Raw genomic sequence first — 16046 nt, 5'->3', positions numbered from 1 at the left:
AGTTATAATCAAGTATTATAAAATTTGTTTTTATTGGTATTTAATATACTCCTCCAAATAACCATTATAGCTATTTATCCTACCGGAACGTTTAACCAATGGTGCTATTACTTTCAAATAATTTTCATTATTTTTCTCCCTTAGAAAGAAAGCCACCTTAGAAATAAAGTCCTTATAATGATCATCATTTTTAAGCTTTGAACTTATAATTTCAAAGTCTTTTATGAACCTCTCCTGATCCTTTAATACATTTGTATGGATACTTATCCAACCATTAATTACACTCCACCAATGCCCTGAGGTATACAATGATTCCCAATTCAGATTTTCAGCAATATAGTTTGCAATATTATCCGCCTTTTCCTCTTCTTGGGTGTAAAGCATTGTACCTATACCATTGGTGATATTCACAATCCGGATAAATTCACTGATATAGTCAGATCGTTTATTTAATGACCGCTGAAATAGTTCATAATCTTTTTTTTGCTTTTCATACTCGTCCAAAAAGACAGGATAATGATGATCTTTAGACGTGAAAATATTTTTAGCCGCCAACATCAAATCATAACGGCTCAGGATTTTTTCCTGTATTTTCGATAGCTCATTTAGTTCTGCATTACCAGAATTATTTTTGTAAATAATATTGGTATTATCAGGCTTATTCGAATCACAACTGACAGAGAAATCATTCCCGGGAATATACATATCCAGACCTCCGCCTTCTTTTGTTCCTGTAATAAGCCAACGCCCCATTCCTTTAAAAGGAGCATATTCTTTAGGAACAGATAATGTAAATTTACCATCGTTGGGAATTACCCCCTGAAAAACAGTCTTCTGCTCTGAGCCCTGAAATAATACAAAATCATAGCTATTACCTTTAAATTCAGGAAAATACATACTAATTTGTTGACTCTTTATCTGATATCCGACAAAAAATAACAGAAAGCTTATTATTATTTTATTCATTTTCTATTTTAATTATTAAAAGGGAACCTGTTGAAAATAAATCAACAGGATTTCCCCAGAGATTAGTATTTGATAAATGATACTGATGAAAAAATATCATAAGATTACTAATCCTTCACAAACAAATGATGATTCTTTTTTATCTATATAGTCCCCGGATCCGGAACATCTGAGATCATTAAATAAATATTATTCATTAGGATTTATCCTGCTATACAACGGACTGCCAAACCATGTACGCGACTAACATTACTAGTGCTTAAAGTTGAGGGACCTATGTAAAGTCCATACGAGTATTGACCAAGAGGGAAAGAAGTAGTGCTTTCATTACTGCTCCAGTATAAACCAGTATTACCACGATAAAGAGGGGTCCCGCTGAGTGCATCACGGAATCCTGTAGTAGGCAACATTAGGGTACGTATATTTGAAGCATCTCTAAAATAGAGCGCCGAAGTATAATTTCCATCATTAGCCCACGAACCGACCCGCTCTATATTTTTATTGTTATTGATAATATTCTGCCATTCAGTTCGGGTTGGTACTCTGTACCCTGGAGGGCAAGGATCATTAAGTGTTTTACTACTATCAGACCAGGAACCATTGGGTTTCCCAACAGTATTCCAGTCCAAAATAGCACCACTATTGCTCTGGTCATCACTTTGAGAGTAATAATAACCTGTTTCGCCGGTCTGTGCTCCCCACTGGTACTTATCTCCATGTACAAGTGCAGAAGCTGTAAAAGGATCCATACTTTGATCTGCACCTAAATTATAACACATAAAATCATTCCATTGCGTATTTCCAGCTCCTAGGTAAACTCCACATTTGTTTAAATTGATGGTTAGATTACTCTTATTTCCCGGAGTAATTTTAAAAGAATTAGGCAAATTAATGGTTTTACTGACTCCTCCTATTGTTATATTTGTCAAAAATCCACCTGTTGCAAAACCACCTGTATCTGCATTAATAAATACGGGAAAAGCAGTTTGAATCTTACCAGGAAATCCAGAACTCGGGAAATTTAATATCGTTTCAGGACTGGCTATTGTACGAGCTGACATCATCCCAGATAATAATGAATAGATACCATCGCTATAATGAGGTGTTAATATACTACCACTAATTGAAGTGATGTTCTCTGAACCTGTATACTTCACAATAGTTGTAATCTGTGCTACCTTGTGTCTTAAAGTAATATTAAGGCTATTACTGTCATTAACCGGAGTGTAACTTATTTTTTGATACATAAAATCCCTGCTGTTATCATTATAATTGACAAAAGCACTACTGATATTATTCTGTTCTCCTAAGCTAATTGCCGGAAGACCTGTTGTTCCATATGAATATACTACAATATTATAGGCAGCTCCATTATCCAACATCATAGGAATAGCTGGCTGTCCTACTGTATAATCCTGATGGGTATGATAATTTCCATTACTCTGACGGTAGGCAATTACCCTAAATTTCACTCCTGTTACAAGATTATTACCCGGGATAGCTCCTATTGATCTTATACCAGAAGCCATTGCCTGGACAGCATCAGAGGACGGTGCAAGTTCTGCTGTTACTACAGTAGCCGGATTAATTAGCAAGCTATGTGTCCGGATTTCAGATACTGAACCCTTATTTTTATTCAAGGAGGCATTAAGAGCAGGAGAGGAACTGGAGAACTCTGTCCCCACTAGATTAATATTCACTGATGCAACTCCTTTAGTAATACTATTATCTGTATCAGTACTACGACAAGCATTTAAAAATAGTAATGAAAGTATTGTAATACCAGTGATACTGTATAGATTTTTTTTCATTTTTATTTTCTTAATCTCTATATATATGTTATTATATAATTATTTTCATTGGGGTCAATTCGAACCTGATCTATATTTTTTCTCACAATTATGAAATAACCACAGAATTATATACTATTCTCCATCCTTTTTCTCTAGTAATTACGTCTAAGCGTCAGGAAATGCACCCGTATATTTAGATACATAATTCAAAGATATTGCCTGGTTTATTATTAGTTTTTTAGAAAGGTAACCCTAAGAATTATTATTCAGGGGTTACCCTAAATGTTGTCAATTCACAAAAACACGATATACATAGATATCTTTAAATATTGACAACTTCATAATGAACAAACAATAATTTATATGAAATATTTTTTACTATCTTATAGTTATAGGAAAACAGTCTTAGATGTTTGTATTATCTATCTGAAATACAACGAATAGACAAACCTAATGCCTTGGGTCCAGTTGCATTAGCTGTACTATTGCCATTAGTAATTAACAAGTTTCTTCCGTTAGCTCCTGAAGTCCCACTGCTCCAATATTCTCCGCTAAATCCTCTTCCTCCTAACCGTCCATTGTTATAACGGCGGAAACCCGCAATAGGAAGAAATAAATCATTCCCAATTTTAATACCATTACTATAGTTAGTTGATGAGCTTGTCCAGTTACTTCCTATATAGGTTATCGCATTATGAGCAATAATCGCCTCCCATTCGCCCTGCGTTGGTACATGATAACCTTTAGGGCAGGGATCATTTGCAGTTTTATTACTTTCAGACCAGGAACCATCAGGTTTTACAGTAGTATTCCAGCCTAAAATAGCTTCACTATGATTCTGATCATCACTTTGAGAGTAATAGCGTCCTGTTTCGTCCGTTTGTGCTCCCCATTGATATTTCGCACCATGAATAGCAGCAGAAGGTGTAAAAGGATCTGCGCTTTGATCTGCACCTAAATTATGGCACATTAAATCCCTCCATGAATTTGCGGTCAATTTTGCAAGACATGTTCTTAGATTTATCGTAAGATTACTCTTGTTTTCGGGTGTTATTTTAAAGGCATTATAGGCCAGAACATCAACGATAGGTCCTGAAGCATTTGCTATTTTTGCAAAAAATGTACCGGTAAGCTTTCCATTGGTATCGGCATTTACAAATACCGGCGCTGCTGTTACTGAGGTTCCATTTGGTTTCGGAAAAGTAATTGCAGCATTCGTACTCAGACTACGCCCGGACATATTCCCTGTGTCTAAAGAAAAAATACCATTACTGTAATGTGGAGATATAACAGCATCGCTTATAGAATATATATTACCTGGCCATTGACTTGTGCTATTTTTTACAATTGTTGTAATCTGTGCTACCTTGTGTCTTAAAGTAATGTCCAGACTATTATTGTCATTAACCGGCGTATAACTTATTTTTTGATACATAAAATCCCTGCTGTTATCATCATAATTGACAAAAGCACTACTGATATTATCCTGTTCTCCTAAGCTAATTGCCGGAAGACTTGTTGTCCCATATGAATATACTACAATATTATAGGCAGCTCCATTATCCAACATCATAGGAATAGCTGGCTGTCCTACTGTATAATCCTGATGAGTATGATAATTTCCATTACTCTGACGGTAGGCAATTACCCTAAATTTCATTCCTGAGGTAAGTGAATTTCCGGATACTGACGCCATAGGTTTTATATCAGAAACTTTAGCCAAAGTAGAAATAGAATCGAGGGATGGTGCAAGTTCTGCAATTATAACCGTATTAGGATTAACCAATACACTATGTGTTTGGATTTCTGCTACTGAATTTGCACTTCTACTCAGAGAAGCATTATGAGCCAAAGATGAGTTGGAGAAATTCGTCCCTAATAAATTAATATTCACTGATGCAACTCCTTTAGTAATACTATTATCTGCATCAGTACTACGACAGGCATTAAAAAATAATACTGAAAGTAGTGTAATACCAGTGGTAACATATAGATTTTTTTTCATCTTTGATTATTTTAATATTCTGTGTGTATTATAGTATCGTCATTCCCGTTCCAGTCAGTTTGAACCTGATCTGCATTTCCGTCGACGGTTACAGGCGAAACAGCTGCAGAATTAGCGGCAATTCCACATTCCATTTCTATAATTGTTATCTCTATTACCGGAGGATAATAATCTTTTTTCTCTTTAATCTCCATTAGATATTTTGTGTTTTTATTATTTTTCTAATTTGTATCTCTTATATTTTCATAATTCTTTTAATCCGGTTCTTATTCCTACTCATAATAATAGCACCTAACCCCATTTTTATATCTGCATAACAAAACCATCTAATATACTTATCCAACCATTAATTACACTCCACCAATGCCCTGAGGTATACAATGATTCCCAATTCAGATTTTCAGCAATATAGTTTGCAATATTATCCGCCTTTTCCTCTTCTTAGGTGTAAAGCATTGTACCTATACCATTGGTGATATTCACAATCCGGATAAATTCACTGATATAGTCAGATCGTTTATTTAATGACCGCTGAAATAGTTCATAATCTTTTTTTTGCTTTTCATACTCGTCCAAAAAGACAGGATAATGATGATCTTTAGATGTGAAAATATTTTTAGCCGCCAACATCAAATCATAACGGCTCAGGATTTTTTCCTGTATTTTCAATAGCTCATTTAGTTCTGCATTACCAGAATTATTTTTGTAGATAATATTGGTATTATCAGGCTTATTCGAATCACAACTGACAGAGAAGTCATTCCCGGGAATATACATATCCAGACCTCCGCCTTCTTTTGTTCCTGTAATAAGCCAACGCCCCATTCCTTTAAAAGGAGCATATTCTTTAGGAACAGATAATGTAAATTTACCACCACCAGGGATTACCCCCTGAAAATAGTTTTCTGCTCTGAGCCCTGAAATAATATAAAGTCATAGCTCTTTCCTCTAAACTCAGGAAAAAACATACTGATTTGCTAGTTCTTTATCTGACATCCGATAAAAAAATAACAGAAAGCTTATTATTATTTTATTCATTTTCTATTTTAATTATTAAAAGGGAACCTGTTGAAAATAAATCAACAGGATTTTCCCAGAGATTAGTAGCTGATAAATGATACTGATGAAAAAATATCATAAGATTACTAATCCTTCACAAACAAACAAATGATGATTCTTTATTATTTTTTAATAATATGGTTAAACCATATTTAATTGTAATTTATAGTTTGGATTAACTAATTCCAAATGTATTATTACAGTTCTTAAAAGGGTATTTCTATTGGTTAAAATGATTGAAATATTAATAATAGTATATAGATTCTCTATTTATTCTAACATATAATCTGTTGTATTATATTAGCAGTGAATTTCTTATCCTTTATATTCATTGATTTAAAAAGATAGCCCGTAAATATTAATTCTTAGAGGCTACCTATAAGATCGTCAATTCATAAAAATATGATACATAGTTAGTCTGTCTTCTATAAACAAAAAATCAATTGTTATAACATTTTAACTACATTAAATATTATAGAGCTATCATTTATTATATAATTCAGTTTTGGTTTTTTATAATAAATGTTGCAGAGTCTGCAATCAAAATATTATTGTTTATTGAGAGGTACAGCGGATACTATGGCCGAAAAGCTTAATTTCCGGAAATTTCACATCTCCATTTCCTGCACTGACTGTCCTTATTAAAGCTCCGTCAGCTAATGCTCTAAAGTAAGAAATATTGTTATTAATGGTACTGGTCCAATAAATTCCTCTTAATCCTCTATCATTAGCCAGCCATTTTGATGTATAAGTTTTTACACCCCATATTGATGTGGAAGTATGTACTCCAAATGATCCCTGGGCAGGTAAAACTATTTTTACATTACGATTCTTCTTACTTGTTAATACTGTTGCCGCAGTATAATTGGTATTGCTTGCTGACCACGTTCCCACACTGTTTTGAAGTGTCGCATCAATTAGTGCCTGGAACTCTGTCTGTGTTGGAACGCGATAACCTGTAGGGCAGGGATCATTTGTAGTTTTTGCTGGATTAGATTCAGTACCTGTATTCCATGCATTATCAGATGCCGGAGAACTATTAAAATCATTATTTGGTGAAGTATCCGTTTTTCCTGCAATAGGAAGCCTCCTTCCAAATGTATAATAATTACCATGAAGCCCTACAACACTTGGATTCTGGTCTGGATTAGAGTTCATGTCTGCTCCAAGATTATAACGCATCCATATTTTTCCATTGATACGCGCTGCACTTTGCCCATTATAAGTCAAATAGATATCCGTTGGTTGAATTGATAGCTTTAAATTATATTTAACTCCCGATATAATCTTTAGATCTGTCAATGCATTACTTGCAATGGATTGTACAAGCGGACCTATTGTAATTGAAGACAGAATAAGGTTACCCGTAAGGGTAGAACCATTAACTATTGTTGGCTGTCCAACTATAACTGGAGTTCCTAATGTTGAAAATACAACAGGAGCAATACCTACAGCTCCTTTCCTACTGACAGTTCCTGTCTTTATATCTACATCGTATGTAGGGTAATGTGAATCAAAGCCAGCATTTACAGCTGTAATATTATACCCTGTTGCGGAAGCGTCTATTGTAGCAGTTATTTGACTTAGTTTATGTACCAATACTATATTCAGATAATTTGGATTATTTCCTGATACCTGCATATCTGTTCGATAATACATGAAATCACTACTACCATTTACTTCTGAAAGAATAGAAGTACTTAATGTCTTGTTTGTGAGATCCGAAAAAGTTACTGAAGGTAAAGTAGTAGTACTATTTATGGAATAAGCAATGAAAGTATAATTACTACCTCCATCTAAATTTAATATTGCAGTACTTGATTCCTGTCCATGTATATAGTCTCTTTCGGTAACATATTCTCCAGTTGACTTATAGACAACTACTTTATACTTAATTTTACTTCCAAGTAAAATAGTTTCTGTTATTGCCATAGGAGCCCCTTTCAGGGAGGCTTGCTCGTTATTAACCGATGAAGATGAACTCACCGGTAATAATTCTGCTACTAAATCAAAATCCTTATTAAAAGGAGTTATTTTTCGTTGTATAGTCTCCAATGGTGTTGTCACTTTATTTCCTAGAGTTGCCTGTTTTAAGGAGCTTTCATCTCCAAAAGCTTCACCGTTAAGGTTGACTTTAATAACAGCAGTACCTTCGGTAAGTTTACTTTCGGTATCACTACCCCGGCAGGAAAATATAAAGAAAATACTTAATAAAATCAATATAAATGCTAATCTACTCTCTCGATCTATAAATACTCGTGTTTTCATTAATACTGCTTTTTAATTACCAATTATATGTTCCTGTAGTATCTGTATCTGTATCCCATTCTTGAGATACATCTCCGTTAACAGTTGTAGGAACTACAACTGCAGATCCCGCCGCTATTCCTTGTTCCAGTTCAATCACATCCACCTCAATGCTGGGAGGCAGATACTCTTTCTTCAAGGAGCTTTCTTGTAAGTGTGCTAATTTCTTTTTCATCTCTTTTTTTTATTGTGCTTTTTTTCAGATAATACCTTTTCATAGTACAGATATCATTATTCCAGAATCTTAGGATATAAAATTTTTAGAAAGCATAATTATAAATTAGACTTGTTTCATTATTTTTGTTAATAGGCAAGCCAAATAGAGTTTGCCTATTAACAAATGATGCCTGAAATATTATATTACTACAGCTAACATGTCTATTCCCATTACAAAGAATAGCAATGTCATTTAGGGTTGGACTTGCTTTACAGCACTTATACTCTTATTTTAAGTTTCCCAATTCATATCTCTTTTACTCAACATCACATATTTTACCTTAAAACAGATGTACTTCAATACGACATTCTAATAAATAGAAGTATGACAGAGGGTTATTATGAATTATGCTTTTCAATTAATTTTATAAAATCTTGTGCATAACGGGAAAGTGCAAATTTTACAGCATCAATATTTTTTTCTTTAATAGGAATATGTAATTCTTCCTTTCCCATTACAAAATGTATAAATTCTTTTTGTCGATCGCTTGGTATGCTGTTTTCTTCAAAGAAATCGTTGCCAAGACTCTCTCTTATCCAACCTAGCTTTTCTTCAGCATCTTCATAATGATAAAGGGATCGCATACGTCGGGCATCTCCAGACAGGTTTTTATAAAGATTATTGAGATTCCTATTACTCCGCAAATATTTTATTGCACCGACCTGCTTCATAGTAGGTGGCGGGACTTCCCGGGGCTTTTTAGGCGGTGGGGGCAGTCCTATTTTATTCTGTAATACCACTACTCTATCTTTCATGGATCTTTTATCGAGCTGTACTCCTGCAATTTCTTTTACAAAAGGGTTGAGTTGTATGGTTTGTTTACTTTTAAAATGCCCTTCTTTTAATACAATATTAGTCCGTAAAAACCGACTGGAAGTTAACCTTATTTCATCTCCGGGGAGGGCATCAATACTAAAATTACCATCTGAATCATTCATTACAGAATAACCTGTTCTCATATTATGTATTTGTACTTCACTTTGTTTTTGTCCCTCATCATTTATTATTTTTCCCGAAAAAGTAAATTGACTTTTCCCACACATAAATAGCAGAACAGCGAAAAACAATAACAGCTTTTTAATCAACTCGTTTGTTTTCATTTTATATTATTTTGTTTGGTAGACCTTTTTTATTTTCAGTATATAAAAACATATATCTGACTATAATATTTTCTGGTCAAACAGACTTTTCCAAACTGATATTTAAAGTTAAATACACAGTCCACCATTACTTGTTTACAGGATTAGCCTCTTTATCAAAATATTTGACGGAGTAACCTAGTTGTTTAAGCCCTGTTGAAATATCTGAGGCTTTCCCTACAACAAAAATCCGGCTTCGATCTGGCTTAATCGTATATTTTATGACATTAGAAATATCAGTCATTGTTACTCTATCAATAGATTTCAGATAATTGCTATAGAAATCTGAAGGAAGATCAAGGAGCTTTTGCTCTAATGCATAAGCAGCTATCATTTTAGGATTTCCTAATGACCTTATAAATTCCCCTTTTAACAAAACTTTAGCATTCTCAAGTTCCTCAGGCGTTATAGTAACAATAGCTTTAAGCTCATGCATAATTTCCTTTACCGCTTTATCAGTAACTTCATTTCTTACACTTACTTCAGCAGAAAAATTGGAAAAATATTTATCTACGTTTAAATTGGATCCGGCACCATAAGTAAATCCATTTTTCTCACGGAGATTCATATTAAGCCTTATACTTAAAATATAATTCATAATAACAGTCGGAAAATAATTATGATCCTGCTTTTTGAGTGTAATAAGATTATTTACTGAAATAACCGATTGTACTGCAGAAGGTACATCGATAAGATTAATTTCGGTTTTTGCCACATTTGAAGCCCGCTCTAAAGTTGTAACTATGGGATCTGAATTTTTCCAGCCATCAAACACCTTTTCCACTAAAGGTTTTATTTGTTCATATTTTACATCTCCAACAATAACTAAACAGGCATGATCCGGGGTATAATATTTTTTATAGAGATTCTGAACATCTGTTAACTGAATTTTATTAACCGATTCCACACTTACAAATTGTCCTTTAGAGGTATTTTTTCCATATTGCACAGCATTAGAAACCCTGGACATAATTAAAGAGGTGTCTTTTTCTTCAGATTTTAAACCCTCAATTGTTCTATTTTTAGAGTTTTGAATTTCTTCTTGAGAGAATTTTGGATGGATAATTGCATCAGCCATTAAACCTAAAACCTCCGGAAAATATTTTGAAAGAGAACCTGCAGAGGCTCCGTTAGCAGAAAAACTAAGATTAGCACCTAAGAAATCAATTTTTTTATTAAACTGCTCTTTAGTATTATTTGTTGTTCCTTTATTAAGCTGTTTCGCTATAATATCTCTTATTCCTTTCAATGCCCCCTCATAAAAAAGAGGCCTGTATATCAACAAGTTAGAACTTACCCTTGGTAATTTACTATTTTCCACAACCATTACTGTAAGACCATTGCTTAAATGGAATACCTTTGGCTTAACCAAGTTAACTACGGGTGTTGGTCCTGGTTTAGGCATAGCACTAGTACCTTTTTTTTGTGCAGAAAACGTTCCTGAAAACAAAAATACTATTACTAAATATGTCAATTGTTTTTTCATTAGTGTATAATTGATTGCTTTAATCATTTTAAAAACCATAGCCTTTTAAGATTATTTTCTTTCAGGCATATAATTAATGATTACTCTTTGGTTGGAATTCAGATATTTTTTAGCAGCTTTTTGAATATCTTCCCTGGTAACAGATCTGTAGATATCAATTTCTGTGTTAATTAAATTAGTATTCCCTTTCAATATATGGTTCTTTGCCAGTGTCTTCGCAATATCCTCCAGATTTGCGTTTTCATTTATAAACTGAGTTTCAAACTGGTTTTGAAGTTTTTCATAGTCTTCCTGCGAAATTAAAGTCGTTTGTAATTTTTTGATCTCTGCATCAATATCACTCTGTAAAGATGCTCTTGTTACCTCTCCCATTGGATAAACAAAAAGTGCAAGTATGCCGTAATCTTCATGGGCAGTATTAGCAATATCAATACTTAGCGCTTTTTTTTCCTTATCCACTAACTTTTGATATAAAACTGATGAACTCCCCATACTGAGATAAGATAAAAGCATATCAATGATATAAGAGTCTCTTTCTTTACCATTTGGTGTTCTGTATGCAAAAGTGTAAGCTGGAATCTGGATATTAGGATCAACAACAGTCACCTCTTTTTCATGGGTAATAGGATCCTCCATAGGATAATTTTTGGGATATACTATTCCTTTTGGAATTCCTCCATAGTATTCTTCAATCCATTTTTTGGTTTGTTCCGGTTTGATATCACCTGCAACCACTAAAGTGGCATTATTAGGAATATAGTATTTTTCATAAAAGTCCTTAAATTCTTCTAATTTTGCAGAATTAAGATCTTCAATTGATCCAATTGGTACCCAGGAATATGGATGCTTGGAAAAAAGATGATTATAAACAGATATCAATAGATTTCCATAAGGTCGCCCATCAAAACGCACTCTTTTTTCTTCTTTTACAACATCCCTCTGAGTATCTACCCCTACTTGATTAATCACAGCATTATACATTCTCTCTGCTTCCATCCATAGCCCTAATCGTTCATTATTAGATGGAAAAGTTTCATAATAGTAAGTTATATCATTCGAGGTTGAAGCATTATTATCTCCACCATTTGAAGCCACAATTTTAAACCATTCTCCCCTTTTTATATTTGGCGTCCCTTCAAATAAGAGGTGTTCAAAAAAGTGTGCAAAACCAGTCCTTCCTCTGACTTCATCTTTAGAACCAACATGATACATTACCCCTGTTGTAACTACAGGTACTGTATTATCCTGGTGAAGAATAACATGTAATCCATTTGGCAGATCATATTCTTCAAATTTAATTTGTTGTGAAAAATGCAGTCCTGAGATGAAAACTGTAATTGAAAATAATATTTTCTTCATTGGCGAAATTCTATTTCTTTCCATTTTTAAAATTCTCGGACAAAATTATTTGAAAAACTAAAGGCTTAAAAAAAATGAGTATAACAGTTTATAATAAGCACTCTAACAATATCTAACAATCGTTGATAATCAACAAATTACAAAATAAACAACCTAACCAAATGATGATTCATTCTTAGATTCGTTTTTGTAATATTTACTTCTCTAAATTTAATAAAGAGACGTTGTTGTTTTCTTTAATGCAATTCCTGTCATTAACAAATGAAGATAGGGACATATGAATCCACTTATTTTTATTTTAAACGAGAAAGGACAAAAATGTAAAAGCTAATTTTGACAAGAATATGGAGGGTAAAAATAACTTTTAGAAAAGTATCTTTACAGAAAAAGAGCTGAACCTTGTTTTTAAAGATTAATCTCCTGATAGTTCGCACGTTTTCCCTAACTCGAGGTATAATTTTCAGTTAGTTAAATATATTAAAAATTATCCGCAACTATACTGGTTTAATATGCTTATTAGTAAATATTATAGAAAAAAAATTCTATCTAATCAGAATATACCAATTTACATACGTTTATGATTTAATTGTATTAATCCATTTATACAGGTCACTCTCGGGTAACAGGTTCAGTTTTTTTCTTATGCGGTATTTTCTGTTATCTACAGCCCCTATAGATACCTTTTTATACATCGCTATTTCTTTTGTCTGTATATTCAGTTTCAGATAAGCACACATTTCTAAATCTGCAGATGTAAGCTGATCGAATTTTAAAAGTTCTTTATACAAATCTGAAAATACTTCCTGAAAAAAAACTAAAAATTGTTTATCATTACTTTTAGCCATCTCCAGTAATAACGCAATTTTATTCTCATGGATATCAATTTTTTCCGGGGAGAGTTCTATATAATTAGCTACATTCTTTTTTATGCTTTTATTCTTTCTATAGATATAATATGAAATTAGGCAAGCAAGAAAAATGATTCCAATTATCAGAAATATTGTCCAATTCTTATAATATGAGAGTTGTTCTTTTCTGGCCAAATGAATATCATCCCGACCTTGTGTAATCAATGCATTTTTGTGAATATTAGATAAACTATCATTTAGAACTTTGCTCTTTTCCATATAATAGAGTTCCTGTTTCGTATCCCCTGTTTTTTTATAAAGTAGTATAAGATTTTCATATAACCCAACGGTAAGATCGGTATAATGAAAATCCTTTGACAAATCCAAAGCCATTTGGTAGTAGTTCAAAGCCTTCTCATTATTTCCCTTTCCAAATTCCAATAGCCCCTTGCCACTATATAATGCTGCCAGTACTCTGTTGTCACCCCTATTTTTAAGTAATTTCTCAGATATATTAAAGTATTTTTCTCCTTCAATATAATTTGAATCCTCCACAAATGCTTGCCCTAATAATCTTGCTGCCTCCCCAGCGCTGATTTTTTTTAGGGGATATTTTTTTTCTGAGATTTGTAATGATTCCTCATAATTTTTTTTTGCAAAATATACTATAGAGTCTTTATATATGTTCTTTCCGGTTCTGTCATATTCAAATTCGGCATACTTTATAAGATTTGTATAAATTATTGATTTTAGCAGGTGCCTAATATTTTTATCATCTATTAAATCTGTAATTTTATACGCTTTTGAAAAATTAATACGGGAATCAGTATAAGCACCAGCAAATAATAGAGCTTGTGCTTTAAGAAGAAGAAATCTTGCCTTCCATGGGTTACTCTTTAATTCTTCCGCCAGAGTAATCCCTTCAGTTGTAACTTTTAAAGTTTGATTAGCATCTCCTCTGTTCATGTATATAACTGCCTGACTTTCCAGAGATATAAGCATACCTCTTTTATTTCCTGCACTTTTAGAAATATAATAAAGCTCATTAGATAATGAAATGATTCTTTTTTCCTCAGTTTTGCTTGTTGCCTGTAAAGCAGAAATTTCCTTAATTTTCTCTTTGATGATCTGCTCATTAGAATTTTGTGAATAAAAAAGAATAGAGAGCAACAAAAAAAAGGGTATATAAGGCTTCATATTTTTCACGAATTATAGTTATTAAAATTATAAAATATTTTTCTCTTCAATAGATATTGATATAGTAATTAGTATTATTTTCTTCGATCTGTTACATAAGATTTAAACCTTTAAATATCTGAAAGGCTTGCCTATTCAGAAGCTTATCTGCCCTGTTTGAATCCTCGTTTAGAAGGAACCGTGCTTAAAACAGCAACATTATTATATTCAGCTATTCTCATTTAAAAATACTGAGTCCTGAATTAAATATTAGCAAATATGATTTATTATTTCGTTAAAACAATTTTAACACAGATAATTCAGGCAAGTCTATTAGATAATGTTAGCGAGTCTATTAAAAATTGTTAGCTTGTTTTTAAAAAAACAACTATGGCACCTCAATAAATTTGCCTCAGCTTATTAGTCATGCGAAATACAATTAAAACAAAATAATTTATGCACCATGTCTTTTAGTTCTTCCCCGCAAGAAATACTTAATATCTATAATGATTAACCACAAAATATATGAATAAAATTGTACTTAAGGCAATGCTACTGTCAACTGCTGTCTCAGGATCAGTTGTGACTTATGCACAGGCACAACAAACACCAAAATTTGTCTCAAATATTGAAGGTGTGAAACAATATACCATGAATAATGGTATGAAAGTTCTTCTGGTTCCCGATGCTTCACAAAGTAATGTTGTCGTTAATATAGTCTACAATGTAGGTTCCAAACATGAGGGTTACGGAGAGAAAGGAATGGCTCACCTTCTGGAACATATGCTTTTTAAGAGTACCAAAAAGTTAGGAGACATCAAGAAAATGCTTTCAGATAAAGGAGGTAATGCTAACGGAACCACCTGGTATGACAGGACCAATTATTATGAAGTATTTCCGTTCAATGAAGAAAACTTGCGCTGGGCATTAGAAATGGAAGCAGATAGGATGATTAATGCTACAATTTTGCAATCAGATTTAGATAAAGAGTTCTCTGTAGTAAGAAATGAATTTGAGATTGGAGAGAATAATCCGGAAGGTGTTTTACGGGAGAGAATTCTTTCGGCTGCATACCTGTGGCACAACTATGGGAACAGCACAATTGGAAGTAAAGAAGATATTGAAAGAGTAAAAGCAGACAGGCTACGTAAGTTTTATGAAAAATATTATCAGCCAGATAATGCCATATTAGTAGTTGCAGGAAAATTTAATGAGCCTAAACTTTTGCAATATATAGGACAATACTTCGGATCTATACCAAAGCCCACAAGAGTTTTGGATAAGACCTATACATTAGAGCCAGCACAGGATGGGGAAAGATTTGTCGAGCTAAAAAGAGCAGGAGATAGTAAGGTCTTTGGGGCAGTTTATCATACGGTTCCATATGCTGATAAAGATTATGCTGCACTAGATGCATTGTCCGAGATATTGACTTCAGATCCCTCCGGATATCTTTATAAATCGCTGGTAAACACAAAAAATATTGCCTCTATAAGTACTGATCATTTTCGATTACGTGATTCCGGATTCATGTATTTTGTAGCAAATATTCCAAATGATACTGATATTAAGGCAACGGAAAATTTGGTGCGTTCGGAACTAGATAAGATACCAACAATTAAATATACAGATCAGGATGTTCAACGAGCTAAAACAGCTTTATTAAAACAATATGATAATATTAAAAATAA

Annotated in this window: 12 protein-coding genes; 1 reads left to right on the top strand and 11 read right to left on the bottom strand. The window is 33.1% G+C overall.

Annotated elements, in window-relative coordinates; all coding sequences use genetic code 11:
• Positions 1-30 precede the first annotated feature (30 nt).
• From C8J95_RS08645 to C8J95_RS08595, 11 genes are all read right to left on the bottom strand, one after another.
• Complete coding sequence (locus C8J95_RS08645; RefSeq protein ID WP_255412750.1) at positions 31-966, bottom strand: alkyl hydroperoxide reductase; 936 nt, start codon at positions 964-966, stop codon at positions 31-33.
• Between the two features lie 203 nt (positions 967-1169).
• The gene (locus tag C8J95_RS08640; RefSeq protein ID WP_107807992.1) at positions 1170-2777 is read right to left on the bottom strand and encodes an FISUMP domain-containing protein; all 1608 of its coding nucleotides are present in this window, start codon (positions 2775-2777) and stop codon (positions 1170-1172) included.
• A gap of 400 nt (positions 2778-3177) precedes the next feature.
• The gene (locus tag C8J95_RS08635) at positions 3178-4764 is read right to left on the bottom strand and encodes an FISUMP domain-containing protein (RefSeq protein WP_107807991.1); all 1587 of its coding nucleotides are present in this window, start codon (positions 4762-4764) and stop codon (positions 3178-3180) included.
• Between the two features lie 11 nt (positions 4765-4775).
• Positions 4776-4958: a hypothetical protein gene (locus C8J95_RS08630; protein ID WP_107807990.1), complete on the bottom strand. Its 183-nt coding sequence runs from the start codon at positions 4956-4958 to the stop codon at positions 4776-4778.
• A 247-nt stretch (positions 4959-5205) separates the two neighbouring features.
• Positions 5206-5589 (bottom strand): hypothetical protein, encoded by a 384-nt coding sequence (locus C8J95_RS08625; RefSeq protein WP_107807989.1) that lies wholly within the window; start codon positions 5587-5589, stop codon positions 5206-5208.
• Between the two features lie 789 nt (positions 5590-6378).
• On the bottom strand, positions 6379-8091 hold the full coding sequence (locus tag C8J95_RS08620) for an FISUMP domain-containing protein (RefSeq protein ID WP_107807988.1): 1713 nt from the start codon (positions 8089-8091) through the stop codon (positions 6379-6381).
• A gap of 16 nt (positions 8092-8107) precedes the next feature.
• The gene (locus C8J95_RS08615; RefSeq protein ID WP_244892989.1) at positions 8108-8269 is read right to left on the bottom strand and encodes a hypothetical protein; all 162 of its coding nucleotides are present in this window, start codon (positions 8267-8269) and stop codon (positions 8108-8110) included.
• Between the two features lie 416 nt (positions 8270-8685).
• The gene (locus C8J95_RS08610) at positions 8686-9447 is read right to left on the bottom strand and encodes a hypothetical protein (RefSeq protein ID WP_078721092.1); all 762 of its coding nucleotides are present in this window, start codon (positions 9445-9447) and stop codon (positions 8686-8688) included.
• A gap of 127 nt (positions 9448-9574) precedes the next feature.
• Positions 9575-10972, bottom strand: a complete 1398-nt coding sequence (locus C8J95_RS08605; RefSeq protein WP_078721370.1) for a pitrilysin family protein — start codon at positions 10970-10972, stop codon at positions 9575-9577.
• Between the two features lie 51 nt (positions 10973-11023).
• Entirely contained in the window at positions 11024-12331 is a 1308-nt protein-coding gene (locus C8J95_RS08600; RefSeq protein ID WP_107808322.1) for a pitrilysin family protein, read from the bottom strand.
• 575 nt (positions 12332-12906) lie between these two features.
• Positions 12907-14376 (bottom strand): hypothetical protein, encoded by a 1470-nt coding sequence (locus C8J95_RS08595; RefSeq protein ID WP_107807987.1) that lies wholly within the window; start codon positions 14374-14376, stop codon positions 12907-12909.
• A gap of 504 nt (positions 14377-14880) precedes the next feature.
• Between C8J95_RS08595 and C8J95_RS08590 the strand changes: the two genes are divergently transcribed.
• The coding region (locus tag C8J95_RS08590; RefSeq protein WP_146165450.1) for a pitrilysin family protein at positions 14881-16046 on the top strand (1166 nt) is incomplete at its 3' end.

This window comes from Elizabethkingia sp. YR214 (genome assembly GCF_003058195.1).
In the GTDB taxonomy this organism is placed as follows: domain Bacteria; phylum Bacteroidota; class Bacteroidia; order Flavobacteriales; family Weeksellaceae; genus Elizabethkingia.
The sequence above is the reverse complement of the archived record's forward strand: the minus strand, read 5'-3'. Positions and strand labels throughout refer to the sequence as shown.